At 70.5% G+C, this 25,985-nt stretch carries 24 protein-coding genes and 1 tRNA gene; 9 read left to right on the forward strand and 16 right to left on the reverse strand.

The window, feature by feature from the left end:
- Nucleotides 1-8: 8 nt before the first annotated feature.
- Nucleotides 9-800, forward strand: a complete 792-nt coding sequence (locus J4H91_RS01425) for a 3-oxoacyl-ACP reductase (protein WP_208044456.1) — start codon at nucleotides 9-11, stop codon at nucleotides 798-800.
- Nucleotides 801-873: 73 nt separating this feature from the next.
- Complete coding sequence (locus J4H91_RS01430; protein ID WP_208044457.1) at nucleotides 874-1,611, forward strand: FadR/GntR family transcriptional regulator; 738 nt, start codon at nucleotides 874-876, stop codon at nucleotides 1,609-1,611.
- A gap of 9 nt (nucleotides 1,612-1,620) precedes the next feature.
- Here the strand turns inward: J4H91_RS01430 and J4H91_RS01435 are convergent, their stop codons facing one another.
- The 4 genes from J4H91_RS01435 to trmB are packed head-to-tail and all read right to left on the reverse strand — an operon-like array spanning nucleotide 1,621 to nucleotide 5,321.
- The gene (locus J4H91_RS01435) at nucleotides 1,621-2,877 is read right to left on the reverse strand and encodes a Zn-dependent hydrolase (RefSeq protein WP_208044458.1); all 1,257 of its coding nucleotides are present in this window, start codon (nucleotides 2,875-2,877) and stop codon (nucleotides 1,621-1,623) included.
- Between the two features lie 30 nt (nucleotides 2,878-2,907).
- Entirely contained in the window at nucleotides 2,908-4,251 is a 1,344-nt protein-coding gene (locus J4H91_RS01440) for an MFS transporter (RefSeq protein ID WP_208044459.1), read from the reverse strand.
- Between the two features lie 26 nt (nucleotides 4,252-4,277).
- Nucleotides 4,278-4,523, reverse strand: coding sequence for a hypothetical protein (locus J4H91_RS01445; RefSeq protein WP_208044460.1), 246 nt, complete (start codon nucleotides 4,521-4,523; stop codon nucleotides 4,278-4,280).
- A 54-nt stretch (nucleotides 4,524-4,577) separates the two neighbouring features.
- Nucleotides 4,578-5,321, reverse strand: a complete 744-nt coding sequence (gene trmB / locus J4H91_RS01450; RefSeq protein WP_208044461.1) for a tRNA (guanosine(46)-N7)-methyltransferase TrmB — start codon at nucleotides 5,319-5,321, stop codon at nucleotides 4,578-4,580.
- Nucleotides 5,322-5,589: 268 nt separating this feature from the next.
- On the opposite strand from trmB, the gene J4H91_RS01455 reads away from it, so the two are divergent.
- Entirely contained in the window at nucleotides 5,590-6,576 is a 987-nt protein-coding gene (locus tag J4H91_RS01455; RefSeq protein ID WP_208044462.1) for a type IV toxin-antitoxin system AbiEi family antitoxin domain-containing protein, read from the forward strand.
- A gap of 253 nt (nucleotides 6,577-6,829) precedes the next feature.
- Nucleotides 6,830-7,270 carry a type II 3-dehydroquinate dehydratase gene (gene aroQ / locus J4H91_RS01460; protein WP_208044463.1) on the forward strand — a complete coding sequence of 147 codons (441 nt, stop codon included), beginning with the start codon at nucleotides 6,830-6,832 and terminating at the stop codon, nucleotides 7,268-7,270.
- 31 nt (nucleotides 7,271-7,301) lie between these two features.
- Here aroQ and J4H91_RS01465 read toward each other — a convergent pair whose 3' ends face one another.
- The 4 genes from J4H91_RS01465 to J4H91_RS01480 form a co-directional block, all read right to left on the reverse strand.
- Nucleotides 7,302-8,219, reverse strand: a complete 918-nt coding sequence (locus J4H91_RS01465; RefSeq protein ID WP_208044464.1) for a CPBP family glutamic-type intramembrane protease — start codon at nucleotides 8,217-8,219, stop codon at nucleotides 7,302-7,304.
- A gap of 405 nt (nucleotides 8,220-8,624) precedes the next feature.
- The gene (locus J4H91_RS01470; protein WP_208044465.1) at nucleotides 8,625-9,602 is read right to left on the reverse strand and encodes a ribose-phosphate diphosphokinase; all 978 of its coding nucleotides are present in this window, start codon (nucleotides 9,600-9,602) and stop codon (nucleotides 8,625-8,627) included.
- Between the two features lie 24 nt (nucleotides 9,603-9,626).
- Nucleotides 9,627-11,078 carry a bifunctional UDP-N-acetylglucosamine diphosphorylase/glucosamine-1-phosphate N-acetyltransferase GlmU gene (glmU, locus tag J4H91_RS01475; RefSeq protein WP_208044466.1) on the reverse strand — a complete coding sequence of 484 codons (1,452 nt, stop codon included), beginning with the start codon at nucleotides 11,076-11,078 and terminating at the stop codon, nucleotides 9,627-9,629.
- 171 nt (nucleotides 11,079-11,249) lie between these two features.
- Nucleotides 11,250-11,321, reverse strand: a tRNA-Gln gene (locus J4H91_RS01480).
- 96 nt (nucleotides 11,322-11,417) lie between these two features.
- On the opposite strand from J4H91_RS01480, the gene J4H91_RS01485 reads away from it, so the two are divergent.
- Entirely contained in the window at nucleotides 11,418-11,960 is a 543-nt protein-coding gene (locus J4H91_RS01485) for a MarR family winged helix-turn-helix transcriptional regulator (protein WP_208044467.1), read from the forward strand.
- Nucleotides 11,961-12,014: 54 nt separating this feature from the next.
- Here J4H91_RS01485 and serA read toward each other — a convergent pair whose 3' ends face one another.
- From serA to J4H91_RS01515, 6 genes are all read right to left on the reverse strand, one after another.
- Nucleotides 12,015-13,607 (reverse strand): phosphoglycerate dehydrogenase, encoded by a 1,593-nt coding sequence (serA, locus tag J4H91_RS01490; RefSeq protein ID WP_208044468.1) that lies wholly within the window; start codon nucleotides 13,605-13,607, stop codon nucleotides 12,015-12,017.
- A 179-nt stretch (nucleotides 13,608-13,786) separates the two neighbouring features.
- The gene (locus J4H91_RS01495; protein ID WP_243752477.1) at nucleotides 13,787-14,209 is read right to left on the reverse strand and encodes a hypothetical protein; all 423 of its coding nucleotides are present in this window, start codon (nucleotides 14,207-14,209) and stop codon (nucleotides 13,787-13,789) included.
- Nucleotides 14,206-14,724 carry a hypothetical protein gene (locus tag J4H91_RS01500; RefSeq protein WP_208044469.1) on the reverse strand — a complete coding sequence of 173 codons (519 nt, stop codon included), beginning with the start codon at nucleotides 14,722-14,724 and terminating at the stop codon, nucleotides 14,206-14,208. Before J4H91_RS01500 ends, J4H91_RS01495 begins: the two co-directional genes overlap by 4 nt.
- Before the next feature lie 86 nt (nucleotides 14,725-14,810).
- Nucleotides 14,811-15,125: a hypothetical protein gene (locus J4H91_RS01505; protein WP_208044470.1), complete on the reverse strand. Its 315-nt coding sequence runs from the start codon at nucleotides 15,123-15,125 to the stop codon at nucleotides 14,811-14,813.
- Nucleotides 15,122-16,495: a TFIIB-type zinc ribbon-containing protein gene (locus J4H91_RS01510; RefSeq protein WP_208044471.1), complete on the reverse strand. Its 1,374-nt coding sequence runs from the start codon at nucleotides 16,493-16,495 to the stop codon at nucleotides 15,122-15,124. Before J4H91_RS01510 ends, J4H91_RS01505 begins: the two co-directional genes overlap by 4 nt.
- 16 nt (nucleotides 16,496-16,511) lie before the next feature.
- A complete protein-coding gene (locus tag J4H91_RS01515; protein WP_208044472.1) occupies nucleotides 16,512-17,729 on the reverse strand; it encodes an SHOCT domain-containing protein in 1,218 nt (405 codons plus the stop codon).
- 131 nt (nucleotides 17,730-17,860) lie between these two features.
- On the opposite strand from J4H91_RS01515, the gene J4H91_RS01520 reads away from it, so the two are divergent.
- The 4 genes from J4H91_RS01520 (at nucleotide 17,861) to J4H91_RS01535 (ending at nucleotide 24,080) form a co-directional block, all read left to right on the forward strand.
- Complete coding sequence (locus J4H91_RS01520; protein WP_208044473.1) at nucleotides 17,861-18,715, forward strand: hypothetical protein; 855 nt, start codon at nucleotides 17,861-17,863, stop codon at nucleotides 18,713-18,715.
- Between the two features lie 124 nt (nucleotides 18,716-18,839).
- Complete coding sequence (locus J4H91_RS01525) at nucleotides 18,840-21,551, forward strand: ABC transporter ATP-binding protein/permease (protein WP_208044474.1); 2,712 nt, start codon at nucleotides 18,840-18,842, stop codon at nucleotides 21,549-21,551.
- Nucleotides 21,548-23,278: an ABC transporter ATP-binding protein gene (locus J4H91_RS01530; RefSeq protein WP_208044475.1), complete on the forward strand. Its 1,731-nt coding sequence runs from the start codon at nucleotides 21,548-21,550 to the stop codon at nucleotides 23,276-23,278. The genes J4H91_RS01525 and J4H91_RS01530 overlap by 4 nt, the downstream gene beginning before the upstream one ends.
- Nucleotides 23,279-23,402: 124 nt before the next feature.
- On the forward strand, nucleotides 23,403-24,080 hold the full coding sequence (locus J4H91_RS01535; RefSeq protein ID WP_208044476.1) for a VanZ family protein: 678 nt from the start codon (nucleotides 23,403-23,405) through the stop codon (nucleotides 24,078-24,080).
- A 45-nt stretch (nucleotides 24,081-24,125) separates the two neighbouring features.
- On the opposite strand, the gene J4H91_RS01540 is transcribed toward J4H91_RS01535, so the two are convergent.
- Together J4H91_RS01540 and J4H91_RS01545 are read right to left on the reverse strand one after the other, a co-directional pair.
- Nucleotides 24,126-25,205, reverse strand: a complete 1,080-nt coding sequence (locus J4H91_RS01540) for an ATP-binding protein (protein ID WP_208044477.1) — start codon at nucleotides 25,203-25,205, stop codon at nucleotides 24,126-24,128.
- Nucleotides 25,198-25,956, reverse strand: a complete 759-nt coding sequence (locus J4H91_RS01545) for a response regulator transcription factor (RefSeq protein WP_243752478.1) — start codon at nucleotides 25,954-25,956, stop codon at nucleotides 25,198-25,200. Before J4H91_RS01545 ends, J4H91_RS01540 begins: the two co-directional genes overlap by 8 nt.
- Nucleotides 25,957-25,985 lie beyond the last annotated feature (29 nt).

Consider the following 25,985-nt stretch of genomic DNA (forward strand, 5'->3'; position numbering starts at 1 on the left):
AAACGACTATGAGCGACATCACCCCCATCGACCTCACCCAGCGCCTCGCGGGCAAGGTCGCCGTCATCACCGGCGGCGCCAGCGGCATCGGCCTCGCGACCGCGAAGCGCATGCGCGCCGAGGGCGCGACCATCGTGATCGGCGATATGAACCCCGAGAGCGGCGAGGCGGCCGCTGCCGAGGTCGGCGGCCTCTTCGTGCAGGTCAACGTGACCGACGAGGATCAGGTCAACAACCTCTTCGACACCGCGGCCCGCGAGTACGGCTCGGTCGACATCGCCTTCAACAACGCGGGCATCTCGCCCGACGACGACGACTCGATCGAGACCACCGAGCTGCCGGCGTGGCAGAGGGTGCAGGACGTCAACCTGAAGAGCGTCTACCTGTGCTCGCGCGCGGCGCTGCGCCACATGACGAAGCAGGGCAGCGGTTCGATCATCAACACCGCGTCGTTCGTCGCGGTGATGGGCTCGGCGACCTCGCAGATCTCGTACACGGCGTCGAAGGGCGGCGTGCTCGCCATGACCCGCGAGCTCGGCGTGCAGTTCGCCCGTCAGGGCATCCGCGTGAACGCGCTCTGCCCGGGACCGGTGAACACCCCGCTGCTGCAGGAGCTGTTCGCGAAGGACCCCGAGCGCGCCGCGCGCCGACTCGTGCACGTGCCGGTCGGCCGCTTCGCGAAGCCCGAGGAGCTCGCGGCCTCGGTCGCGTTCCTCGCGAGCGACGACGCCTCATTCATCACCGCGTCGACGTTCCTGGTCGACGGAGGCCTCTCGAGCGCGTACACGACGCCGCTCTGAGCCGGGCTAGACTCGCAGTCACGGGGTCCGCAGGGCAACTCCTGCGGGCCCCGTTTCTCTTCGAGGAGGATAGATGAGGCCGAATGGCGAAGGCGCCGAACTGCTCATCAAGGCGGTGCGGCCGACCAACGCCTACGAGGAGACGATGCAGCGGCTGCTGCAGTCGATCAGGCTCGGCCTGATCCCTCCGGGCGAGCGGCTGCCCGCCGAGCGCGATCTCGCGGGCATGCTGAAGGTGAGCCGCGACACCGTGCGCGAGGCGATCTCGACGCTCGCCGACGCGGGGTACGTGGTCTCGCGCCGCGGCCGCTACGGCGGCACCTTCGTGGTCGAGGAGCTGCCGAGCGCTCCCGTTTCGGGTGCCCGCGCCGTCGTCACCCCCGAGGAGGTCGCCGACGTGACGGTGCTGCGCCGGGTGCTCGAGATCGGGGCGGCTCGCGAGGCCGCGGCGAGGGATCTCACCTCCGAGGAGCGCTCCGCGTTGGCCCAGGCGCTCGACGCCTGCGCGAACGCTCCCGCGGGTGACCGCCGGCGCCTCGACTCGCGCCTCCACCTGCTCATCGCCGAGCTCTCGGGTTCCCCGAGCCTCGTACCGCTCGCCGCCAACATCCGCACCCGCGTGAACGCGCTGCTCGAAGAGATCCCCGTGCTCGAGCCGAACATCGCGCACTCCGAGGAGCAGCACTCCGTCATCGTCTCGGCCATCCTCGAGGGGCGGCCCCAGGCTGCGGCTGCCGCGATGGCGGAGCACATCGAGGGATCGGCCGCGCTGCTGCGCGGCTTCCTCAGCGACACGCTCGACGCCGACTGACGCCGACGCTCAGGCGGCGAGCACCCGCGCGCAGAGCCGCTGCACCGCCGCGGCGAGCGCAGCCTCCCCGTTGACGAGGTCGACATCGCTCGTGAACTCGGCGGCGTTGTGCGTGATCCCGTCGTGGCTCGGGACGAACAGCAGCGTCGTCGGCACTCCGGCCGCGTTCATTACGACCGCGTCGTGCCCGGCGATGGTGGGCATGCGCTTCGTCGAGAGCCTGAGCTCCCGCACGGACCGCTCCACCTCGTCGGCGAGCGCGGCGTCGAAGCTCTCGGCACGCCGCTCCGACCACACGCCCACCTCGAACGCGACGCCGCTCTCGGCTGTGATCCCTCCGAGCAGGCCCAGCAGTTCGTCGCGCGTCCGTGCGAGCAGTTCCTCGTCGGGCCCGCGCAGCTCTACCTTGAACTCTACGGCCGAGGGGGTCGCGTTCGGAGAGTTCGGGGTGATCCGCATCCACGCGACCGCGGTGTGCAACCTGCCGTCGGTGCGCGCAAGGCCGAGCTCGTGCACCGCGGCGATCGCACGCGCGGCGCCGTAGAGCGCGTCGATGCGTTTCGCCATCGGCGTGGGACCCGTGTGCGTCTGCACACCGCGCGCGACGACGTCGGCCTTGTAGGCGGCCCAGGTGCCGTCGACGACCCCGATGTCGACGCCCTCCTCCTCGAGCCGCGGCCCCTGCTCGACGTGCAGCTCCGCGTAGCCGGCCACGCGGCCCGCCAGCTCGGCGTCTCCGGCGAGCGACAGGCGTTCCAGCTCATCGGCGACGCGCACCTCGCGGGTGTCGCTCGACGCGAGTGCCGCGTCGAGCGACAAGACCCCCGCGAAGACGCTGCTGCCCATGACGCTCGGCTGGAACCGCGCGCCCTCCTCGTTCGTCCAGTTCACCGCTCCCACGTTGACGCCGGATGGGATGAGCCCGCGATCCCTCATCCCGCAGACGACCGCGAGCGCGCCCAGCACACCCACCTGCCCGTCGAAGCGGCCGCCGTCGGGCTGGCTGTCGAGGTGCGACCCGACGAGCACGAGGGGCTTCGCGGAGTCGAGCGGCTGCACGAGACCGAACTGGTTGCCGATGCGGTCGCGATAGACGTGCAGCCCGCGCTCCGCCCAGAGCGCCTGCAGCTCGCCGCGGGCGGTGGCGTCCAGGTCGCTCAGCGCGAGCCGCTCGATACCGGTGCCGTTCTTGCGCCCGATCTCCGAGAACCGTTCCAGCAATCCGGGCAGTTCGGCCCCGGTCCCGTCTTCTCCTGCGATCCCCATCGATGCTCCCCTTCTCGAATCGGCGTGCGCTCAGCGGTCGTCGAGCGCCTTCCCCCGGTGCTCGACCAGGCCCCACGCGGCGCCGGCCGCGACGACGAAGAACACGGCGAACACCGCGAAGGTCATCCCCGCTCCCCCGGCCGCGAGCATGACGGGAACGGCGAGCGGCGCGACGATCGAGGCGATGCGGCCGACACCTGCCGCCCATCCGGCACCCGTGGCGCGCAGCGAGGTCGGGTAGAGCTCAGGCGTCACGGCGTAGAGGGCGCCCCAGGCCCCGAGGTTGAAGAACGAGAGCGCCATACCCGAGCCGATGATCGCGGGCACCGCGTGCACGGTACCGAAGGCGATGGCTGCTCCCGCCGAGCCGAGGAGGAACACCGACAGCGTGAGGCGGCGCCCCCAGACCTCGATCAGCCAGGCCGCCACCGCGTAGCCCGGCAGCTGGGCGAGGGTGATGAGCAGGGTGAAGCCGAACGACCTCACCAGACCGAAGCCCGCGTCGACGAGGATGCTCGGGATCCAGATGAAGGCGCCGTAGTAGGCGAAGTTCACGCAGAACCAGACGACCCAGATCGACAGCGTGCGTACGCGGAACTCCGACCCCCAGAGCGCGGCCACACGGTTGCCGCGGGCCGCGGGCCTCGCGGGCTCGAGTCGGATCGGCACGACGTTCACGATGCCCGCCTCGCGTTCGAAGCTCGCGATGATGCGCTCCGCCTCGTCCGCGCGCCCGCGGCCGGCGAGCCACCGCGGCGACTCCGGCATCCCCCAGCGCACCACGAGTGCGTACACCGCTGGCACCGCGCCGAGTGCGAAGGCCCACCGCCACCCGTTCTCGCCGTGCGGCACGACGAAGTAGCCGATGAGCGCCGACGCCGTCCATCCCACGGCCCAGAAAGCCTCCAGGATCACGATCAGACGACCGCGGATGCGCGCGGGCGCGAACTCGCTCACGTACGTGGAGGCGACCGGCAGCTCGGCGCCAAGACCGAGGCCGACGAGGAAGCGCAGGGCGATCAGCATACCGATGCCCGCAGCGAGCGCGCTCGCTCCCGTCGCGATGCCGTAGACCAGCAGCGTCAGCGCGAAGACCTGGCGTCGGCCGACGCGGTCGGCGAGCAGCCCGCCGAGGCTCGCGCCGATCGCCATGCCTGCGAAGCCGACCGATGCGATGAGGCCGCTCTCGCCCTTCGTGATCCCCCAGTGCTCGACGAGCGCCGCGATGATGAACGAGATGAGTCCCACGTCCATCGCGTCGAGAGCCCAGCCGATTCCCGATCCGGCCAGCACCCTGCCGTGCTTGCGGGTGAAAGGCAGCGCGTCGAGTCGCTCGGCGATCGACGGGGGCGTCTGCGTTTCCTGAGCGGTCATACGTTCATCGTAGAGGTCGGCGCGCCTCACTGCACCCGCGCCCAGCGCACCTCCGCCGGCTCGGTGAGGCGCAGCAGCTCGACGCATTCGCCGCCGTCGCAGCGCAGCAGTTCGACGACCGCGGATCCCTCGCCCACCGAGGCCACCCGCCAGGTGCCGCCCGCGGTCTCCCAGCGCTCGACCGCCTCGGGCTGCGCGGGCGTCGCGTCGCCCGGGTGCGCGGGCGTCGCGTCACCGGGGTGCGGCGCGCGGGGGTCGGCTTCGTCGCTCATGCCTGCAACGCTACCCCGGGTGGTCCGCAGTTCGGAAGCCGGTCGGTTCGACGCTCAGAGCCTGCGGTAGGCGAGGTCGCGGATCGCCCGGCCCTTGTCGGCGCCCTTCTTCTCGAAGGCCGTGAGCACGCGACCCTCGAATCGCTCGGCCCACTCCCCCGCGAAATCCCGCTCGAAGCCGTCGGCTGCGTCGAGCACCTCGCGCATCTGCTCGGCGTAGTCCTCCCAGTCGGTGGCGAGGCGCAGTACGCCGCCCTCGCGCAGCGCCTGCCGCGCTATGCGGGCGAAGTCGGCGCTCACGAGCCTGCGCTTGTGGTGGCGCGCCTTCGCCCACGGATCCGGGAAGAACACCCAGATCTCGTCGACCGAGCCGGCCGGCAGATACTTCTCGAGCAGCTCAGGCGCGTTCACCTCGGCGAGCCGCAGATTCTCGAGGCCGGCGAGCTCGGCGCGGATCATCGTGCGTGCGAGCCCGGCGCGGAACACCTCGATCGCGAGGAAGTTCGTGTCGGGGCGCTGCTCCGCCGCGTGCAGGATGGCGTGACCCTGGCCCGAGCCGACCTCCACCACGAGCGGCGCGCGTCTTCCGAAGATCTGCTCCGGATCGCCGTGGGCGCCGTCCGCGACGCTCGTCGCCGCGGGGCCGTGCGGGATGTCGAGCACATACTTCGCGTGGTGATCGTTCCAGGCGCGCTCCTGCGACGGGGTCATCCGGCCGCTGCGGCGCACGAACGAGACGGGCTTCTCGCGGAAGGTGCTCGGGTCGAAGCTCTTGTACGGGAGGGGTTGCTCGGTCACCCGTCTACGCTAGCCGATCCCTCGGCGCCCCGCGCGCCGCGCCGTTCCCTGCTGACCACGCCCTTTCCGTCCCAGTACACCCGCACTGTTCGGGAGTAGTGGGCCGGATCGGGCGTACTCGCCGCACCGCGCCTCTCCCGTCCGGGAGCGCGCCGGTCTCCCTCCACAGGACGCCATTCTCGCCCTCCGTCAGGGGAACGAACGCCGCGTCATCCACAGGCCCCGTTCTCCCGCCCCGTTCGGACGCGATGCGTGTCACTCTCGTGCAATGGACAGGCATGAGCGCTTCACGCGCGTGAACGGTTTGATCCGCCTCCGCGACGAGCTGGAGGCCGCGGGCTGGAGCAGGCGAGGGATCGCCACCGCAGTCCGGGCGGGTGAGCTCGTGCGCCTGTGCCGAGGCGCCTACATGCGCGGCTCCGATTGGGAACCGCTCTTCGCAGAGGACCGTCTGCTCTCCAGAGTCATCGCAACGGCGCCGCTGCAGGGGCCCGGGCGCTTCGTCTGTTCGGAGTCGGCAGCGGCGCTGCACGGACTCCCGCTCTACCGATCCCGGGTGGAACGGGTTCAGTTGCTGGTGCCCGATGCGACGACCGTGCACGGCTCAGCCTCCGTTCACCGCCGCATCGCCCCGCTGCCTCACAACGACGCCGTCGATGTCGAGGGCATCCTCTGCACGTCGCTCCGCCGAACGGTCCTCGATCTCGCTCGCTTCTCGGCGCGCATGTCGGCGCTCGTCTGCGCCGACGCAGCGGTCGCTGCGGTAGTGAGGGGACTCCCGCGTTCGCAACGCGCGGCGGCGGCAGACGAGTGGATCGCCGGCCTCCTCGCCGAACTCCGCCGCGGCGAACGCGGCGTCCGGCGTGCGGCCGAGCTGCTGGCGCGCGTCGACCACCGCTCGGAATCGCCGCTCGAGAGTGTCGCGCGGGCGCTCTTCGAGGAGCTGGGTTTCAGCGTCGACACCCAGATCGCCGTGCGGGCACCGAACGGCAGGAAGTACTACGTGGACCTCGAGCTGCGCGGCGTCGGAGTATTCTGCGAGGTCGACGGCGCGGCGAAGTACCGGGACGGGGAGATGCTGAGGGGGCGGAGCGCCGAGGACGTCTTCCTGGAGGAGAAGCACCGCGAGAATTGGATCGAGGGCGTCACGCAGAAGCGCGTCATCAGGCTGAACGCCGCGGACCTGCGGTCCATGCGGACGCTCGCCGAGAAGCTGCGCGCATTCGGCATCTCTATCCCGCGGCCTCCGCGCTGAGGCCGACGAGTCGGGCCACGGAATCGGGCCGGGCTCAGCACGCCTGCTCCCCCGCGAGACCCCCATAGGCTGACTACGCCCGCTGTGTTCGAGTACACCCGGACAGAGCGGGCGTAGTGGGACAGAACGGGTGTAGTCGGAAAGAGGGCGAGGCGAGGCGGGACGGGACCGCTGAAGGCGCACCGCGGAAGGATCCCCTCGCGGCACCCCGGGTACCATGGAGGCAGAAGACCGCCGAGGAGAGGTGAGCACGATGTCCAGAAGGATCCTGCTGGTGAACGGCCCCAACCTCAACTTGCTCGGCACCCGGGAGCCCGAGATCTACGGCGAGGAGACGCTCGCCGACGTCGAGGCGCTCGTCACCCGCGCAGCCGGCGACTTCGGTCTCGAGGTACGCGCCGTGCAGTCGAACCACGAGGGCGCACTCATCGACGCGGTGCACGAGGCCCGCGAGGACTGCTCGGCGATCATCATCAACCCCGGCGCCTTCACCCACACCTCGATCGCGCTGCGCGATGCGCTCGCGGGCGTTGCCATGCCCGTCGCCGAGGTGCACATCTCGAACGTGCACGCGCGCGAGGAGTTCCGTCACCACTCCTACATCTCCGGAATCGCGAACTGCGTGATCGTGGGCTGCGGAGTGCAGGGCTACGACTTGGCCGTGCGGCGCCTCGCGCACCTGCTCGCGGGCTGAGCCCACCCGCTCGCGGGCCGAGTGGGCCCGGTCATGGTGCCGTCGGGAACACATCGAACAACTGCGGGTCGTGCGCGTGCACGAGCACGGCGAACACCACAGCGTCGAACAGCAGGTGCACCGTCACCACATACGACAGGGATCGCGTGCGCAGGAAGATGAACCCCTGCACGAGCGCGAACGGGACCGTGAGCACGGGCCCCCACGCCCGATAGCCCAGCTCCCATAGGAACGAAACGAACACCGTCGCCTGCAGCAGGTTCGCGGCCCACGCCGGGAAGTGTCGCAGCAGCACCGCGAACACCGTGCAGATGAAGAACAGCTCGTCCCAGATGCCGACCGCGCCGACGCCGACGAAGAGCCTTCCGATGAGCTCGGGGGTGTCGACCACCGGCCAGTTGCGGTACACCCCCGAGCCGATGAAGTACCACGGCAGGATCAGCCAACCGAGCAGCAGCACCGCCCCGAGCCACGACCAGTGCAGCCGACCCCACCGCGGATTCGGTCGGCCGTCGTGATCGCGCAACCACGGGAAGCCGATCGCGCGGTCGCGGTAGACGAAGCGCGACACAAGGTAGGGCACGAGCACCGCTCCCCCGAGCGCCAGCGCGAAGCGCGCCATCGCCCAGTCGTCGAGCTCGGCCGCGAGCGGGATGATCCGCACGATCGCGAGCCCGGTCGCGATGAGCGAGAGGTCGCGCATCAGCGAGGGGTCGCGGCGCGACACTTCGGAGGCGGGCGAGGGATCCTGCCGCGCGGCTTCCCCGGGCACGGAGTGCAGGTGGCGCGAGGAGCGCGCCCCGCGTCGCTCCCCGACCCAGGCGACGGCGAGCCCGGCCAGCAGCAGCGCGAAGCCGACAGTCGCCCACTCGAGCACGAAGAACGCAGGCGCCGCGAGCACGACGAGCACCGCCGCGGTATATGCGACGACGCCTGACCGAGCGCTCATCCGTTCACCCCCTCATCAGAGGATACGGGTACGAGAGCGCTGAGGGCCCCGCTCCGGCTCCCGTCCGATTCGCGACAGAGCGATGCGCGACAAGCGAAGCGGCGCATCGCGACGACGCGATTCTCGGCCCGAAACCGACACGTCACATCCCCACCAGGAGAACACACGGGTACGCGAGCGCCGAGGGCCCCGCTCCGGCTCCCGTCCGATTCGCGACAGAGCGATGCGCGACAAGCGAAGCGGCGCATCGCGACGACGCGATTCTCGGATGGGAGCCGGAGCGGGGCCCTCGGCGCTCAACGCTCCGCGTTTTTCTACGCCGCCACCCGGCACGTCGCTCCGCTCCGTGCTCCATGGGCTGCCGCTGCAGCGGCACCGCGGCTTGAAAAAACGCTCTGCGTTCTTCTACGCCGCGCCCTCGAACATCGACGTCACGGAACCGTCCTCGAAGACCTCGTGGATCGCCTTCGCGAGCAGCGGTGCGATCGACAGCACGGTGAGCTTGTCGAAGCGCTTCTCGGGCGGCAGGGGCAGGGTGTCGGTGACGACGACCTGGTCGATGAAATCCTGCGAGAGGTGGTCGATCGCGCTGCCCGAGAAGATCGCGTGGGTGCAGGCGATCGTGACGCCCTTGGCGCCGTTGTCCTTGAGCGCCTGCGCGGCCTTCGAGATGGTGCCGCCCGTGTCGATCATGTCGTCGACCATGATGCACCAGCGGTCCTTCACGTCGCCGACGATGCCGTGCACCGATGCCTGGTTCGGCACGCTCGGGTCACGGCGCTTGTGGATGATCGCGAGCGGCGCGCCCAGGCGGTCGCTCCAGACGTCGGCGACGCGCACGCGCCCCATGTCGGGCGACACGACGGTGATGTCGTCGCGGTCGATCGTCTTCCTGAAGTGATCGAGCAGCACGGGCATGGCGAAGAGGTGGTCGACGGGGCCGTCGAAGAACCCCTGGATCTGCGGGGCGTGCAGATCGACCGACATGATGCGGTCGGCGCCGGCTGCCTTGAAGAGGTCGGCCACGAGGCGCGCCGAGATCGGCTCGCGGCCGCGGCCCTTCTTGTCCTGGCGGGAGTAGGGGTAGAAGGGCGCGACGACGGTGATACGCTTCGCGGAGGCGCGCTTGAGAGCGTCGACCATGATGAGCTGCTCCATGAGCCACTCGTTGATCGGGTTCGTGTGCGACTGGATGACGAAGGCGTCGGAGCCGCGCACGCTCTCGTCGAAGCGGGCGTAGAGCTCGCCGTTGGCGAAGGTGCGCGCGTCGGTGGGCACGAGTTCCGCACCGAGCTCCTCCGCCACCTGCTCCGCGAGTTCCGGATAGGCCCGGCCGGTAATCAAGACGAGCTTCTTCTGCCCCGCCATCTCGATCTTGCTCATCAGTGCTGATCCCTCAATCTGCTGTTACTGGTCGTCGCTCGGCGACGCTTCGGTGCCTGCGGCGCGTTCGGCCGCCTCGGCCGTGCTGGTGCCCGGCCGGTGCTCTGCCACCCATCCCGCGATGTTGCGCTGCGGTGCCACGTTCAGGGCGAGCGACCCGGAGGGTACGTTCTTCCGCACCACCGTGCCGGCCGCCGTGTACGTGCCGTCCTCAATCGTAACCGGTGCGATGAGCACATTCTTCGACCCGATGCGCACGGCATCGCCGACGACGGTCTGGTGCTTCTGCACGCCGTCGTAGTTCGCGAAGATCGTGCCGGCGCCGATGTTGGTCCCGGTGCCGATGACGCCGTCGCCGACATAGCTGAGATGAGGGATCTTGCTGGCCGCGCCGACCTTGGCGTTCTTCGTCTCCACGAACGCGCCGATCTTGCCGCCCTCGCCGAGCTCGGTGCCCGGGCGGATGTAGGCGAAGGGTCCCACCTCGGCGCCGGCCGCGATCACCGCGAGGGTCGCCTCGCTGCGGCGCACGCGGGCGCCCTCCCCCACCTCGCAGTCGACGAGGGTGGTGTCGGGCCCGACGACGGCACCCGCCGCGATCGAGGTGGCGCCCTGCAGGAAGGTGCCGGGCAGGATCTCGACATCGGCCTCGATCGAGACATCCGCGTCGATCCAGGTGGTGCGGGGATCCCTGATCGTGACGCCGGCGCGCTGGTGCGCGCGCACGATGCGGGCGTTGAGCTCGCGCCCCGCCTCGGCGAGCTGCACACGATCGTTGACGCCGGCGATGAGCCAGGGATCGTCGGTCGCGACGGCCTCGACGCCGCCGCCGCTCGCGAGGATGCGCGACGCCGCGTCGGTCAGGTACTTCTCTCCCTGGGCGTTGTTCGTGTCGATCTCGGCGAGCGCGCGTTCCAGTGCGCGACGCGCGAAGACGTAGATGCCGCCGTTGATCTCGGTGATGCGGCGCTGGGACTCGCTCGCGTCCTTCTCCTCGACGATGCCGGTGACGGAGCCGCCCGAGTCGCGGAGGATGCGGCCGAGGCCCGTCGGGTTGTCGAAGATCGCCGAGAGCATGGTCATGCTGCGGCCCTGCTCGAGGTGCCCGCCGACGAGGCGCTCGAGCGTCGCGGAGTCGATCAGCGGAACATCGCCCGAGAGCACGACGACGGATCCCTCGAAGTCGGCGGGCAGCGCCTCGAGCGCCTGCTCCACCGCCCTGCCGGTGCCGGGCACGTCGTCCTGGTCGACGATCACCGTGTCAGGGGCGTGGTCGAGGATGGCCGCGGCGACCCACTCGCGCTCGTGGCGCACGACCGAGAGCACGACCTCCGGCGACAGACCGGCCGCGGTGTCGAGCACGTGGGAGATGAGCGGCCGACCTGCGATGCGGTGCAGCACCTTCGGCAGCGAGGACTTCATCCTCGTGCCCTGGCCTGCGGCGAGGATGATGACTGCGATGTGACGGTCTGACATGTGTTTTCCTTAGGCGGTATCGGAACGGTTCCCGGATCAGCGCCTTTCGGAGCCGTTCTCCGAGTGGGCTGCTGCTCCCCGCACACGGAGAAGCTGCGCTTCACTCATCTCTGCCTGCGCTTGTGAGCGCAGGGCGGAGCGGGCTTTCGATGCTCCGCATCGAAAGTTCCGCTCCGCCCCTAGGACTCGAACCTAGACCTCACAGCTCCAAAGGCTGTCGTGCTGCCATTACACCAAGGCGGATCGTGCCCGGAGGCACGGCTACCAGTCTGCCAGATCCGGGCGCGCCCGCCGCACGGCGCACACGCGCACGGCGCGGGAAGCGGGATAATGGTCCTCATGAAGCACGAGGACGAGGTCGACCGCATCCTGGCCGATTGGCATACCGCGAGACCGGATCTGGACCTCGCGCCCCTCTCCATCTTCTCTCGGCTCATGCGCATCGCGAAGCACCTCGACCGCGCACGGTCGCACGCCTTCGAGCGCTCGGGGCTGACGTCGTGGGAGTTCGACGTGCTCGCAGTGCTGCGCCGAGGCGGCCAGCCGTACCGGCAGAGCCCGAAGGTGCTCGTGCAGCAGACCATGGTGTCGAGTGGCACGATGACCAACCGCATCGACCGCATGACCGAGCGCGGACTCGTCCGCCGGCTCACCGACCCGAACGACGGCAGGGGCGTGCTCGTCGAGATGATGCCGCTCGGGCAGACGCTCGTCGACGCCGCGATGACGCGGCTGAGCGATGCCGAGGAGCGCATGCTCGGCAGTATGCCGCGATCCGAGAGGGATCGACTGGCTGCGCTGCTGCGTCGCCTCGCGTTGAGCATCGACCGCTTCGAGCCGGTCACCGGCCCGATCACCCTGCCCGACGCAGAGATGCTCTAACGCGGAGGGCCCGGGATCCCTCGCGGAATCCCGGGCCCTCCCCTCGCGAGCCTCCTACAGCTCGGCGATGTCGATGACGCTGATCTGCTCGGCGCCGATCGCGTCGCGCAGCTGCTCGACGAGCTCGTCGGCGATCGGCGCGTCGATCGAGAGCACCGACAGCGCGGTGCCCTTCTTCTCGTCGCGGGCGATCTGCAGGCCCGCGATGTTGACGCCGGCCTCGCCGAGCAGGCTGCCGTAGGCCGCCACGATGCCGGGGCGGTCGGTGTAGCTGAACACGATCAGGTGCTCGGGGATCGGCAGCTCGACATCGTAGCCGTTCACCTCGACGATCTTCTCGATCTGCTTGGGGCCCGTGAGCGTGCCGGAGACGGAGATCTGAGTGCCGTCGGTGAGAGCGCCGCGCAGGGTGATGACGTTGCGGTAGCTCTCGGAGATCGAGTCGACGCTGAAGCGCACCTCGAGGTTGCGCTGCTCGGCGAGCAGCGGCGCGTTCACGTACGAGACCGGCTCGCTGACGATGCGGGCGAACAGGCCCTTGAGCGCGGCGAGGCGCAGCGCCTCGACCCGGTGCTCGGAGAGTTCGCCGTGCACCTCGATGTCGAGCGAGGCGATGGGGCCGTTCGCGAGGCCCGCGAAGACCTGGCCGAGCTTCTCGGTGAGGGGCAGGCCGGGGCGCACGTACTCGTCGATGCCCGCGCCCGCGAGATTCACGGCGTCGGGCACGAGGTCGCCCGCGAGGGCGAGGCGCACCGACTTCGCGACGGCGATGCCCGCCTTCTCCTGGGCCTCCTCGGTCGAGGCGCCCAGGTGCGGCGTCACGTTCACGTTGGGCAGCCCCGTGAGCGAGGCGTCGGCCGGCGGCTCCTGCATGAAGACGTCGAGCGCGGCACCCGCGATCTGACCGTCCGCGAGCGCGGCCGCGAGCGCGGCCTCGTCGATGAGTCCGCCCCTGGCGACGTTCACGACATAGGCGGTTGGCTTCATGGCAGCGAGCTGATCGGCGCCGATCATGCCGAGCGTCTCGGGCGTGCGCGGCATGTGGATCGTGAGGAAGTCGGCGCGGGAGACGAGCTCCTCGAGGCTCACGAGCTCGACCCCGAGCTGCTGCGCGCGCACGGCGGTGACGTAGGGGTCGAAGGCGATGAGCTCGACGCCGAAGCCGCGGAGACGCTCGGCGACGAGGGCCCCGATGCGGCCGAGACCGACGATGCCGACGGTCTTCTCGTAGAGCTCGATGCCGGTGAACGAGGAGCGCTTCCACTCTCCGGCCGCGAGGGATCCGTGGGCGCGGGGCAGGTGGCGGGCCAGGCCGAGGATATGGGCTACGGTGAGCTCGGCCGCGCTGATGATGTTCGAGGTGGGTGCGTTCACGACCATGACGCCCGCCTGGGTGGCCGCCTTGATGTCGACGTTGTCGAGGCCGACGCCCGCGCGGGCGATGACCTTGAGCTTCGGCGCCCAGCCGATGGCCTCGGCGTCGAGCTGCGTCGCCGACCGCACGAGTACGGCGTCGGCGTTCGCGAGCGCGGCTCGCAGCGCCTCGCGGTCGGTTCCGTCGGCCTGCACGACTTCGAAGTCGGGGCCGAGTGCGGCGACGGTCGCGGGCGAGAGTTGTTCGGCGATCAATACGACCGGCGCAGTCATCAGGCAGTTCCTCCGAGGGCTCGACATGCGGGATCGGCCTCACGGGCCGGGTTCCAGTCTAGAGGCACGCAGGCGCGTGTTTCATTCCGTGAAGGCTGCGGCCGGTCGAGCGACGCGCGCCTCCGCTGGTCGAGCGAGCGAGGCGAGTCGAAATCGTCGACGATTTCGACTCGCCTCGCTCAGGATGCGAAGAAGCTCGACTGAGGTACGAGGTGCATGATCTCGAGCTGCACGGCTGCGACGGCGCACAGGCCGACCGCGAGCACGAGCAGGCGCAGCGGCGCCGAACGCCTCCGCCCGAACAGCAGGGCGAGCGCGTAGGCGATGACGGGCAGCGCGACCCCGAATCCGAGCCACCACCAGCCCACGGGAGTGATCCCATAGCCGATCGCCGCCCCCATCCTGGGCAGCATGACGAGGTTGCCCACGGCCGCGACGACCGTGTATGCGTACAGCAGCGTGAGCAGAACGCCGACGACCCAGGCGACGACGACGCCCGCCGTGAGCCGCCGCGCGGAGGGAGGCGCGGCTCCGGGGCTCTCGCCAGCTTCTGCCGATCCCGTGGTCACGGTTTCGACGGGTCCGGTGGTCTCAGCGCTCATGAGGCTCCCCCTCCCCCGAAGACGGGCAACGGCAGCAGCACGATCGCGCCGATGACGATCCAGAGCGCGAGGCGGCGGATGCCCGCTCCGCGATTCAACAGCACCGCCGCGAGGAACCACAGGATCGGCGCCAGCGGCGCGGCCCAGAACACGAGCTGCTGCAGCGCACCGCCCAGCGAACCGCTCGCCGACGCGACCTCCGCGTTCGCGCTCGCGTAGAACTGCGCCCAGCTCAGCCACACCCATGCGTAGAGCAGATACAGGCCGCCGAACACGCCGAGCAGCACGAGCGCGGCGTTCGAGAGCTGCCCCCGCTGCTCCTCGGCTTCACTCGCGAGAGCATCCCCGGCCGCGGCGTCGGCGACCGGAGCGGCGTCGCTCTCGGGTGCGCTCTCGGCCGCCAACGGCACCGCGCCCTCGGGTTCGGGGTCCGCGTCGCCCTGCACCGTCCATCCGCTCGCGAGCGCGCTCGCGCGGGACTCCTCCCGTGCGCGGTCTCCGCTCTTCTTTCGCATCCCCTCAGACTAGCGAGCGCAGGCTTCGAGACCGCAGTGAGCGGGGAGCCCGAGGCTCGTCGGCGGCATATCGGAAGGGATCCCCGTCACTGCACCCGCTGCACCCGCTCGCGATGCTTGCGCACGTTGTTCCCCTCGATGGAGGTGCGTTTCGTTCCGTGCACCTCGCCCACCTTGGCGTCGCCGCCCGTCACCGGCTGCGACTGGATGAGCGTCTCGCGCTCGAACTGGTGCGACTTGTCGGTGTTGCGGTAGTAGCGGAACAGCGCCCAGTAGATGGCGGCTCCGCCCGTCGGGCCCGCGAGCAGCAGCCAACCGGTGCCGTCGGAGTCCGAGGAGGCGAGCACCTGCGCGAGGTGGGGTTGCACGAGGCCGGCCAGGCCGATCAGCAGCGGGATCACATCGTCACCACCAGGAAGCCGATGGCGAGCGCTTCGATCACGGTGCCCGCCGTGATCGCCGCGAGCAGCAGGCGCCCCTGGGAGACCGGCACGCTGCCCATCGTCTCGCCCGTGCGCCCGTTCACCGCGATGTAGTGCACCATGCCGCGCCCCCGCTCGACGTGGTAGTAGGAGTAGAGCCACACCGGCAGATACATCGATACCCAGCGGGTGCCTTTCACCTCGAGCCGCTCATGCTCCCAGCGCACGCCGCGACCGTAGCCGGACACCGAGGCGGCGACCTCCGATCGCCCGATCGAGAGCAGTTGGTGCTCGAGCACCGGCTGGATCGCCGAGACATCCTGGTCGCGCCGCTCCGACGTGAAGCCCGTGAGGTAGCTGGCGTTCCACCGCACCGCGTTCTTGGTGTCGAACGGCAGGATCGTGTTGATGATGTTGTTGGTGTTGACGAACGCGTTCATGTCGGCCCGCTCCGCCGAAGACTCGATGGTGAGGTCGTCGACGGTGAAGTCGACGTGCCGCTGCACCTGATAGACGTCGGCGTCGTAGTAGGTCTCCTTGTCGTCGCCGCTCCCCCGGGTGTATCGGCGGGTCTCCACCTCGCCGTAGCCCCACACATCGGCGGAGGCGTTGCCGTCGACGACCATGTAGGGCAGGTAGACCCCCACGACGTTCTCGGGAGTGAACTCGCTCTTGAAGCGCCGGTGCGCGAACATGCGGCGCTTGCCCGCGAACTCCCTGATGCGCTCCACGGCCTGCGCGTGCGTGAGGGCGAACGGCAGCACCGCATCGGGCACGGCCCCGTTGGGGACCTGATCGTTGACGGTGAGCACGTGCCTGCACCAGTGGCAGCGCGCCGACATGGCCTGCGCCGTGTTGACCACGACCTCCGCTCCGCAACCCCCGCACTTCAGCGTGAGCACCCCGGAGACGGCCGGGTCGATATCGGCTGCACCCGAGGCGATGATCGTGCCGCTCAACTGCGAGAGGTCTCCGTCGCCGGAGATGACGGGGTCGATCTGCGCCTCGGCCCACTCGTAGCGGCAGAAGAGGCAGATGAGCATCCCCGTCGCCGGGCGCAGTTGGATCTCGGTGGATCCGCACCGCGGGCAGCGGTTCACGCCGTCGTCCAGCCGTCTGTTCTCCGTGTCGATGGTAGCCGGCTGCGGCGGAGCGAGCGCCTCCGGCAGTTGCGCGGCGGAGGGCGAGGGATCGGCACCGGCCGGCTGCGTCCCCGCGTTTGCCGGTGCGGCGCCGACTTCGATGGGCGGCACGGCGGAAGCCGGCACCTGCGGCGCGGCGGGCTGGGGAAGGGGCGGCGGAGGGGCTCCCTCGCCGCCGATCCCCGCTCCCTCGGGCGACTCGTTCATCGGGATCGGCGTCGCGTCAGAGACCCAGCAGCTTCGCCTTGGCCGCGTTGTAGTCGTCCTCCGTGATGAGCCCCGCGTCGAGCATCGACTTCATCTGGGTGAGCTTGGCCACGGGATCCTCGGCCGCGGGAGCGGCTTCGGCCGGTGCGGCGGGCGGAGCCGCCGTTGCGGGTGCGGCCTGCTGCGGCGCCGACTGCGCACCCACGCCGGGAACCGGCTGCTGCAACCCGCCCAGACCGGCGGTCCCCGCGGCCATGCCCATCCCGAAGATGCCGCCGGCACCCGCGTTCTCGCCCGCGGCCTCGAAGCCCGCTGCCACCGAGGCCTGCAGATTCGAGTTGCCCCGCGCCCCCGAGAGCGCGTCCGCGCGCTGCACGTTCTTCAGCAGCTCGCGCGTGTTCTCGTCGTACTCGATCGCGATGATCGCGGTCGCCGCGATCTCGAGGCCCCGGGCCGAGCTCCACTGATAGTTCTGCTCCACCGCGGCCGACAGACTCTGCGCGAACCCCACCGAGTCCTGCTGGATCTTCGTGATCCGGTTCCCCTTCGCAGGATCGTTCGTGTACATCGAGAACGCCGGGGCGAGCGACCCGACGACCTCGTTGAACAGCTGCGACGCCGCATCGTTGTCGATGTCCGTGAAGTCGAAGACCTGTCCGGGCTCGAGATACTTCGCCGGCACGAACGCCTTGACGAACAGGATCGGATCGGAGATCTTCAGCGTGTACGTGCCGCGGGTGATCGCGCCCACCTGCGCGTTCAGGTAGGCGTCGTCCCAGTAGATCTCCGACTGCGTGCCGAAGCGGTTGTTCGGCAGCTCCTTCAGCGCGACGAAGTATGCGCGCTGCTGGGCGCCGGGGCGGCCGCCGAACTTGAAGCGCTCCCAGGAGGTCGTGATGAGCGGGCTGACGATGCCGTTGCCCGCGAAGATCGACTGCGAATCCTGCGCCTCGGAGTTCCACTCGTAGGCGCCCGCCTCGGCGGCGAAGCCCGTGATCGCGCCATCCTGCATCAGGATCAGCCCGTACCCCTCGGGCACGAGAATCCTGCTGCCGTTCGTGATCACGCCGTCGGAACCCCGGGTGTTCGACCCGCGCCCCGCGTTCTGCCCCTGCGGCACCGCGGAGAACAGCGCCGCCGTCGGCGCGAGACCGCTCGGCACCGTGTAGAAGTCTTTCCACTGATCGGCGAGCGTGCCGCCGATCGCCCCGACCGCAGCCTGAATCAGTCCCATCGCACACTCCATCGTCGTAGCCGAGATTCTGGCTCACAGTGTAGCGACGTGACCGACCCGGGGCTAGTGGGCGGGTCGGCCGGATGCCTCCGACGGAATATGCTGAATAGGCGATGAACGAAGGAGCAGAGATGAGCGAGACGCCGAAGAAGAAGGTCGTGCGCGTCGAGAGCGCCAAGGCATCGACGACCGAAGGGACCGGCACCGATGAGCCTGTCTGGACCCCCGAGCCGGAGGCCAAGGCGAAGGCGACCCGGCTCCGCTGGATCTCCTGGGCCGCGTGGGCCGTCGCGATCGGCCTCGAACTGTTCGCCATCTTCTGGGTGCTCAAGCAGGTGCCGGTGAACCTCTGGCTGCTCATCGGCATCATCGTCGTGACCGGCGCCCTCTCGGTCGCGGGCTCGCTGTGCTGGAAGCAGGCGAACCGCCTCGACCCCGCGTCCAAGCGCGACGCGGTTCGATTCTTCGTGCAGAACCAGCTCGGAGCGATCGTGGCGATCGTGGCCTTCCTGCCTCTCATCATCCTGATCTTCCTGAACAAGAACATGGACGGCAAGCAGAAGGCCATCGCCGGCGGCATCGGCATCGTGGTGCTGCTCATCGCCACCGCCTTCGGCATCTCCTACCAGTCCCCCTCGCAGGAGCAGTACGCCGAGGAGACCAACATCGTGCAGCAGCTCACCGGCGAGGACCGCGTGTTCTGGGTGAAGGGCGGCTCGGTGTTCCACGTCTGCGAGGCCGTGCCCGACGTGAACAAGGAGTCCCAGGACGGGCAGATCTACGAGGGCACCGTCGCCGCGGCCCACGAGTCGGGCAAGGATCGCCTCACCAAGCGCTGGCAGAGCGAGGCCGTGAACTACTGCGGGTACACGCAGGCGCAGGTCGACGAGGTCGAGGCCGTGCTCTCGGGCGAGGCACCGGCGAGCGATGTCATCCGCGACACCGGCGAAACGGACCCTTCTCCGGCGGCAGGCGACTCGGAATAGACCGGCCACCCGCACGCCGGGATCTTCGCGTATCCCGCAAACCCCACTTCATATGATGAAGGTGAGGGTATCCTGATCTGGTGAGCGCGCACGCGCTCACGGATCGAGAGCGGAGGGGTGCGCGATGGCGAAGCGCGGCTTTCAGGGGGCCATGATGCGCACCATGCAGGTGCGGGATCACACGGTGACGGTCGTCTCCAAGGAGTTCCTCACCCCGAGCTTCCTCCGGGTGCACCTGCACTCCGACACGATCTTCGAGGACGCCGAGCTGGTGCCGACGGCATGGCTGCGCGGCTGGTTCCCCGACCACACCGGGCGCGACACCGAGCATCAGCGCGGCTACACCATCAGCTCGGGCGACGCCGAGACGGGTGACCTGGCGATCGACTTCGTGCTGCACGAGCCGGCCGGTCCCGCCTCCGCGTGGGCGCAGCGCTGCGAGCCGGGCGACGAGCTCTCGATGAACACGCTCGGCTCCTCGAAGTTCGAGCTGCCGGAGGAGCGGCCTGCCGGCTATCTGCTCGTGGGCGATGCGGCGGCCATTCCGGGCCTCGCCGGCATCATCGCCGCTCTGCCCGCCGACGTGCCGGTCGAGCTCTACCTCGAGCAGCACCACGACGACGACCGTCTCATTCCCATCCCCGAGCACCCGCTGCTGCGCACCCACTGGACGCCGCGCACGGGCCCGGATTCGCTCGCCCAGGCGATCGAGACGCGCGACTGGTCGGACTGGTACGTCTGGGCGACACCCGAGAGCGCCTCCCTCAAGCAGCTCCGATCCCGGCTGCGCGACGAGTTCGGCTTCCCGCGCAGCGAGATCCACGCGCAGGCCTACTGGATCGAAGGGCGCGCAATGGGCAAGCTCCGCGGCAAGGACACCGAGCCGCAGAGCGCGGAGGCGGCCGGGCCCCCAGGGCCCGATCCCTCGCCGGCCGAGGAGCCCGCCGAGGCGGGGGCGGATCTCTCGACCGCGATCGGGGCTCCCCCGGCCGAGACGCCGACGACCGACGCCCCCGCAGCGGCGCAGGCGCCTGCCGGAACGACTCAGCAGCCGCCGAGGGGCGAGTGGCGAGCGGCCGCAGGATCGCGCCTGCTCGCTCCGCTGAAGCCCGTGTTCATCGCGGCCGGCGTGCTGCAGGCCGTGGTCACGCTGATCGAGCTCGCGCCGTTCTTCCTGCTGATCGAGCTGTCGCGGAGGCTGCTCTCCGGCGGGTCGGACGGCGCCGGGCTGTGGGCGATCGGCGTCTGGGCGCTCGTGCTCGTCGGCCTCGGAGCGCTGCTGGGCGCCGCGCTGCTGCTGTGGCTGCACGCCGTCGACGCGCGCTTCGAGCGGGACCTGCGGGCGCGCCTGCTCGACAAGCTCGCCCGGCTGCCGCTCGGCTGGTTCGCGGCGCGCGGCTCGGCCCAGGTGAAGCGCGTGGTGCAGGACGACACCCTCGCGCTGCACTACCTCGTGACGCACGCGGTGAGCGACGCGGTCGCCGCAGTGGTCGCCCCGGTCGCCGTGCTGGTGTACCTCTTCGCAGTCGACTGGCGCCTCGCCCTGCTCATGTTCGTGCCGGTGCTCGTGTACGCCTTCACGATGTACCTGATGATCCTGCGTTCCTACGACGACACCCCGCGTGCGCTGAAGTGGGCCGAGCGCATGAACACCGAGGCCGGCGCCTACCTCGACGGGCAGCCGGTGGTGCGCGTGTTCGGCGGGGCGGCGGCGTCGACGTTCCGCGCGCGCCTCGGCGAATACGTTGCGTTCCTGAACGCCTGGCAGCGGCCGTTCACCGGCCTCAAGACCCTCATGGATCTCGTGACGCGTCCGACCACGTTCCTGCTGCTCATCTGCGTGTTCGGCACGCTGTGGGTCGCGGGCGGCTCGATGGATCCGCTCGACCTGCTGCCGTTCCTCCTGCTCGGCACGACGTTCGGCTCGCGCCTGCTCGGTATCGGCTACGGCCTGTCGGGCCTCCGCGACGGCCTGCTCGCGGCGAAGCGGGTGCAAGTGGTGCTCGAGGAGCCGGAGCTCGCGGCGGCCCGTTCCGGCGCGGAAGAGAGGCCCGCGGGCGAGGGATCCGGGTCAGGCGCCCGCGGCGCCGTGCGGTTCGAGGGTGTCGGCTTCGCCTATCGCCGGGGATCTCCGGTGCTCCAGGACGTATCGCTGGCGCTCGAGCCTGGCACCGTGACGGCGCTCGTCGGCCCGTCCGGTGCGGGCAAGTCGACGCTCGCGGCGCTGCTCGCCCGCTTCCACGACGTCGGCGAGGGATCGATCAGTGTCGACGGCACCGACATCCGCGCCCTCACCGCTGACGAGCTCTACTCGAGGGTCGGCTTCGTCTTCCAGGAGACGCAGCTCGTGCAGGGCACGGTGCGCGAGAACATCGCGCTCGCCGACCCCGGCGCCGGCATGGAGCTCGTCGAGCGCGCCGCCCGCGCCGCGAACATCCACGAGCGCATCCTGCGTCTGCCGCAGGGCTACGACACCCCGCTCGGCCCTGACGCCGCGCTCTCGGGCGGCGAGCGGCAGCGGCTCACGATCGCCCGCGCCATCCTCGCAGACACCCCGGTGCTCGTGCTCGACGAGGCCACGGCGTTCGCCGATCCCGAGTCGGAATTCCTCGTGCAGCAGGCGCTGGGCAGGCTCACCGCCGATCGCACCGTGCTCGTGATCGCGCACCGACTGCACACGATTGCCGGCGTCGACCGCATCGTCGTGCTCGACGGGGGCCGCATCGCCGAGAGCGGCCGCCACGACGAGCTGCTCGCGCGCGGCGGCAGATACCGGCAGCTCTGGGAAGCCGGGCAGCACGCCCGCCCCACCGCAGAAACGGAGACCATCCGATGATCCGCGCCGTCCTCTCGCTCATGCCGGCCGGCAGCACCGGCCGCATCCTCGCGCACCTCGCCCTCACCGTCGTGAGCGTCGCCCTGCGGGCGGCGAGCGCCGTGCTGCTCCTGCCGCTGGTCTCGGCACTCTTCGGCGCGGCGCCTGCCGAGGCCTGGCCCTGGGTCGGATGGCTCGCGCTCGCCATCTCGGCCGGCTGGCTGATCGACTGGCTGATCACGAGGATCGCCTTCGATCTCGGATTCGGCCTGCTCGACCACGGCCAGCAGGGCATCGCTGAACGGTTGAACCGCATCGGCCTCACGTGGTTCGACGCCGAGCGCACCCCCGTCGCTCGGCAGGCGGTGGCTTCGATCGGGCCCGAGCTGGTCGGTCTGTTCGTCTACCTGGCGACGCCGCTGCTCTCGGCGACGCTGCTGCCCGTCGGGATCGCGATCGCGCTCATGCCGATCTCATTGCCGCTCGGGCTCGCCGCGCTGGCCGGGGTGCCCGTGCTGCTCGGCGCGTACTGGCTCGCCGCGCGCCTGAGCCGCGCTGCCGATCGGGCGGCGAGCGAGGCCAACAGCGCACTGACCGAGCGGGTCATCGAGTTCGCCCGCACGCAGCAGGCGCTGCGCGCCGCCCGACGCGTGGAGGTCGAGCACAGCCACGTCGGCGCCGCGCTCGAGGCTCAGCACGGCGCGACCATGCGGCTGCTCACGATGCAGGTGCCCGGCCAGCTGGTGTTCAGTCTGGCGAGCCAGCTCGCGCTGCTGCTGCTCGCGGGCACCACCGTGTGGCTCGCGACGAGCGGCGGCATCGGCGCTCCCGAGGCGGTCGCGCTCATCGTCGTGATCGCGCGCTACCTCGAGCCGTTCACCGCGCTCTCCGGCCTCGCCGCCGCAACGGAGGGCACGCTCACCTCGCTGCGCCGCGTCCGCACCGTGCTCGAGGCGCCCGTCGTCGGCTCCGGCGACGTCGCTCTCGCCCCAGCCGCCCCGCCGCGGCTGGAGCTCCGCGGCGCCGCCTTCGCCTACGGCGAGGGATCGGCGCCCGTGCTCGACGACCTCGACCTCGTCTTCGAGCCGGGCACCACGACGGCCATCGTCGGGCCATCGGGATCGGGCAAGAGCACGATCCTCGCCCTGCTGGCCGGGCTGCATCTGCCGACCGCAGGGACCGTGCTCGTCGACGGAGTGGACGCGGCCACCCTCGACGAGGACTCGCGCCGGGCGCTCTCCACCTTCGTGTTCCAGCACCCCTATCTCTTCGACACGAGCCTGCGCGAGAACCTGCTGGTCGGCGATCCGGGGGCCGACGAGTCGCGGGTGGAGACCGCCGCCGGTCTCGCGCGGGTCGACTCCATCGTCGACGGCCTGCCGGGCGGCTGGGACTGCCCGGTCGGCGAGGGCGGCTCCTCGCTCTCCGGAGGCGAACGGCAGCGCGTGTCGATCGCGCGGGCCCTGCTCAAGCCGGCGCCGGTGCTGCTCGTGGACGAGGCCACGAGCGCGCTCGACACGGAGAACGAGGCCGCGGTCGCCGCGGCGCTCGGAGGCGACCCGTTCCCTCGCACACGGGTGGTCGTGGCCCATCGGCTGTCGAGCATCCGGACGGCCGACCGGGTGGTGTTCGTCGATGACGGCCGTGTCGTCGAGCAGGGCGGCTACGACGAGCTGCTCGCAGCCGGCGGTCGCTTCGCCGAGTTCCACGCGCAGCAGTACGCGGCAGCCGAGTGGCGCCTGCGCTGAGCCTGACCGAAGCCGGTGGCCGCGCACTGCGCGCAGCCGCCTCGCAGCCGGCAGTCACCGTGTTTCGCGGGCGTATCGGAATCATCAGACGCCGCCGCAACACGGCGTGCGCTGAGCTGGGGGCATGCACCACGAAACGCTCCCCGTAGAACCAGCCGCCGTGCAGGGCCGGCCGTCCAGGCAGTCCTCCTCTCGGCCGTACCCGGTCGACGGCGCGGCAGCGCGCCGGCGTCAGCTGAGGCTCCTGGCCGTGCTGTTCGCGGTCTACCTGGCGCTCCTCGTGTGGGTCGTGCTCTGGAAGCTCGAGGCGCCGCACGTCGGTCGCGGCGGCCTCCGCCCCGTCAAGCTGATCCCGTTCGTCGCGGCCGGCACCGACGCCGCGAGCGACCCGTTCGAGGTCGCCGCCAACCTGATGCTCTTCCTGCCGTTCGGCGCCTACCTGAGGTGGCTGGCGCCGTCGTGCTCGTGGTGGGGTGCGACCGCTCTGGCCGCGGCGGCGAGCCTGCTCCTCGAAAGCGCGCAGTTCGCCCTGGCGATCGGCAGCTTCGACATCACCGATGTCATCGTCAACGCACTGGGCGGGCTCACCGGCTTCGCGCTCGCCTCGGTGCTGTCATGGCGCGCCCGTCGCACCCGCGCGGAGCGGGGCGGGCGGCGGGGCGGATCTCTCGCCTCCGCTGTGCGCTGGTGCGCCGTCGGCACGTGCGCGGCCCTGCTCGCCGTCGGCGCATTCGTCGCGTCCCCGGTGCACCTCGTGCGGCCCGACACCGGACCGCTCGTCGCACCGACGCAGGAGCGCTGACCGCGGAGGTGATGTGACCGCGACCAGCGTCACCGGACATCCGCCTCAGTGTGCGGCCGGGAGCTCCACCGAGACCCGCAGACCGCCCTCGGAGATGGCTTCGAGACGCAGCCTCCCGTCGTGCGCGCGCACGATGCTCTGCACGATCGCGAGCCCCAGGCCGACCCCCGCGTGGTCGCTGCGCAGCCGGTCCGTGCCGCGTTTGAAGGGCTCGGTCAGGGTCGACAGCAGTTCCTCGCCGAGCCGTTCGCCGCTGTTCTCCACCGCGACGACGGCGACGCCGCCCTCCGACCCCGTGCTCACGCGCACGAATCCTCCGCTGGGCAGGTTGTGGACGATCGCGTTGTGGAGCAGGTTCGCGGTCATCTGCAGCAGGAGCGGCGGCGAGCCGGGCGCCCGCGTGATGTCGCCGGAGACCTCGACGTCGACCCCGTGCTTCTCGGCGAGCGGCAGCAGCGTCTCAGCGGCCTCCTCCGCGACGAGCGAGAGGTCGACGGGTTGCCTCGCGAACGACCGCTGCTCGGCCCGGCTCAGCAGCAGCAGGGCTTCGGTGAGCTCGATGGCGCGCGCATTGACCGCGCCGAGGCGCTCGATCAACTCGCCGCTGTCGCGCCCCGGATCCTTGCGGGCGACGTCGAGCAGGGTCTGGGTCACCGCGAGCGGCGTGCGAAGCTCGTGCGACGCGTTCGCGGCGAACCGCCGCTGCTCGGCGACGTGAGCCTCGAGCCGCTCGAGCATGGCGTCGAAGCCGTCGGCCAGTTCGCGGAACTCGTCGCGGCCGCCCTCCAGCTCGATCCGGTGCGAGAGCGACCCGGCCTCCGCCTTGCGCGTGGCCGCGGTGATGCGCCGCAGCGGCGCGAGCATGCGGCCCGCGAGGATCCAACCGCCGAGCAGTCCGAAGAGCAGCAGGAAGAGCACCGCCCACGCGGCGGCCGGCACGAAAGCCCGGATCAGGTCGAAACGGCCGGGGAAGAAGCCTTCGGCGCTGTGGGTCGCGTTCGGCGGCACGTAGCGCAGCAGGAACACCCAGACCACCGCGAGCAGCAGCGTGCCCGCGAGCAGCAGGAAACCGGCGTAGCTGAGGGTGAGCTTGAGGCGCACGCTCAGACCGGGCCGCCTATCCACGGTCGGCGCCCTCGCGTGCGCCCGAACCGGATCCCTCGCCCGAACCGACCCCGGATCCCGCATCAGCACCCGCCAGGGATCCCTCGCCCTCGCCCGTGTCGATGCGGTAGCCGACGCCGGGCACGGTCGCGATCACCCACGGCTCGCCGAGACGCTTGCGCAGCGCCGAGACCGTGATGCGCACGGCGTTGGTGAACGGGTCGGCGTTCTCGTCCCACGCCTTCTCGAGCAGTTCCTCGGCGCTGATCACCCCGCCGTCTGCGGCGACGAGCACCTCGAGCACCGCGAACTGCTTGCGGGTGAGCGCGACATAACGGCCGTCGCGATAGACCTCGCGGCGGAAGGGATCCACGCGCAGGCCCGCGATCTCGCGAACCGGCGGGCGACTGCGAGCGCGCCTGCGGTCGAGCGCCCGGAGCCGCAGCACGAGCTCCCGCAGCTCGAACGGCTTGGTGAGGTAGTCGTCGGCGCCGAGCTCGAAGCCCGAGGCCTTGTCGTCGAGCCGATCCGCCGCAGTCAGCATCAGGATCGGCATGCCGCTCCCCGAGGCGACGATGCTCTTCGCGATCTCATCGCCGGAGGGACCGGGAACGTCGCGATCGAGCACGGCGATGTCGTAGTCGTTGACGCTGAGCAGTTCGAGAGCCGTATCCCCGTCGCCGGCGATATCCGCGGCGATCGCCTCGAGCCTCAGGCCGTCGCGGATCGCCTCCGCCAGATAGGGTTCGTCCTCGACGATCAGCACGCGCATGCGATCCATGCTACGGAGCGCGGCATATG

The sequence above is a fragment of the Leucobacter ruminantium genome (assembly GCF_017565705.1).
Classification (GTDB): domain Bacteria; phylum Actinomycetota; class Actinomycetes; order Actinomycetales; family Microbacteriaceae; genus Leucobacter; species Leucobacter ruminantium.

Bases quoted from the DNA above. Each gene is read 5' to 3' on its own strand.
- J4H91_RS01440 (WP_208044459.1), bottom strand. From the start codon at position 4,251: ATGACCGCTCAGGAAACGCAGACGCCCCCGTCGATCGCCGAGCGACTC.
- J4H91_RS01455 (WP_208044462.1), top strand. From the start codon at position 5,590: ATGGACAGGCATGAGCGCTTCACGCGCGTGAACGGTTTGATCCGCCTC.
- J4H91_RS01525 (WP_208044474.1), top strand. From the start codon at position 18,840: ATGGCGAAGCGCGGCTTTCAGGGGGCCATGATGCGCACCATGCAGGTG.
- J4H91_RS01510 (WP_208044471.1), bottom strand. From the start codon at position 16,495: ATGAACGAGTCGCCCGAGGGAGCGGGGATCGGCGGCGAGGGAGCCCCT.
- serA (WP_208044468.1), bottom strand. From the start codon at position 13,607: ATGACTGCGCCGGTCGTATTGATCGCCGAACAACTCTCGCCCGCGACC.
- J4H91_RS01430 (WP_208044457.1), top strand. From the start codon at position 874: ATGAGGCCGAATGGCGAAGGCGCCGAACTGCTCATCAAGGCGGTGCGG.
- J4H91_RS01535 (WP_208044476.1), top strand. From the start codon at position 23,403: ATGCACCACGAAACGCTCCCCGTAGAACCAGCCGCCGTGCAGGGCCGG.
- J4H91_RS01520 (WP_208044473.1), top strand. From the start codon at position 17,861: ATGAGCGAGACGCCGAAGAAGAAGGTCGTGCGCGTCGAGAGCGCCAAG.
- J4H91_RS01515 (WP_208044472.1), bottom strand. From the start codon at position 17,729: ATGGGACTGATTCAGGCTGCGGTCGGGGCGATCGGCGGCACGCTCGCC.
- J4H91_RS01545 (WP_243752478.1), bottom strand. From the start codon at position 25,956: ATGCGCGTGCTGATCGTCGAGGACGAACCCTATCTGGCGGAGGCGATC.
- J4H91_RS01495 (WP_243752477.1), bottom strand. From the start codon at position 14,209: ATGAGCGCTGAGACCACCGGACCCGTCGAAACCGTGACCACGGGATCG.
- J4H91_RS01425 (WP_208044456.1), top strand. From the start codon at position 9: ATGAGCGACATCACCCCCATCGACCTCACCCAGCGCCTCGCGGGCAAG.
- J4H91_RS01435 (WP_208044458.1), bottom strand. From the start codon at position 2,877: ATGGGGATCGCAGGAGAAGACGGGACCGGGGCCGAACTGCCCGGATTG.
- J4H91_RS01445 (WP_208044460.1), bottom strand. From the start codon at position 4,523: ATGAGCGACGAAGCCGACCCCCGCGCGCCGCACCCCGGTGACGCGACG.
- aroQ (WP_208044463.1), top strand. From the start codon at position 6,830: ATGTCCAGAAGGATCCTGCTGGTGAACGGCCCCAACCTCAACTTGCTC.
- glmU (WP_208044466.1), bottom strand. From the start codon at position 11,078: ATGTCAGACCGTCACATCGCAGTCATCATCCTCGCCGCAGGCCAGGGC.
- J4H91_RS01500 (WP_208044469.1), bottom strand. From the start codon at position 14,724: ATGCGAAAGAAGAGCGGAGACCGCGCACGGGAGGAGTCCCGCGCGAGC.
- J4H91_RS01485 (WP_208044467.1), top strand. From the start codon at position 11,418: ATGAAGCACGAGGACGAGGTCGACCGCATCCTGGCCGATTGGCATACC.
- J4H91_RS01530 (WP_208044475.1), top strand. From the start codon at position 21,548: ATGATCCGCGCCGTCCTCTCGCTCATGCCGGCCGGCAGCACCGGCCGC.
- J4H91_RS01470 (WP_208044465.1), bottom strand. From the start codon at position 9,602: ATGAGCAAGATCGAGATGGCGGGGCAGAAGAAGCTCGTCTTGATTACC.
- J4H91_RS01465 (WP_208044464.1), bottom strand. From the start codon at position 8,219: ATGAGCGCTCGGTCAGGCGTCGTCGCATATACCGCGGCGGTGCTCGTC.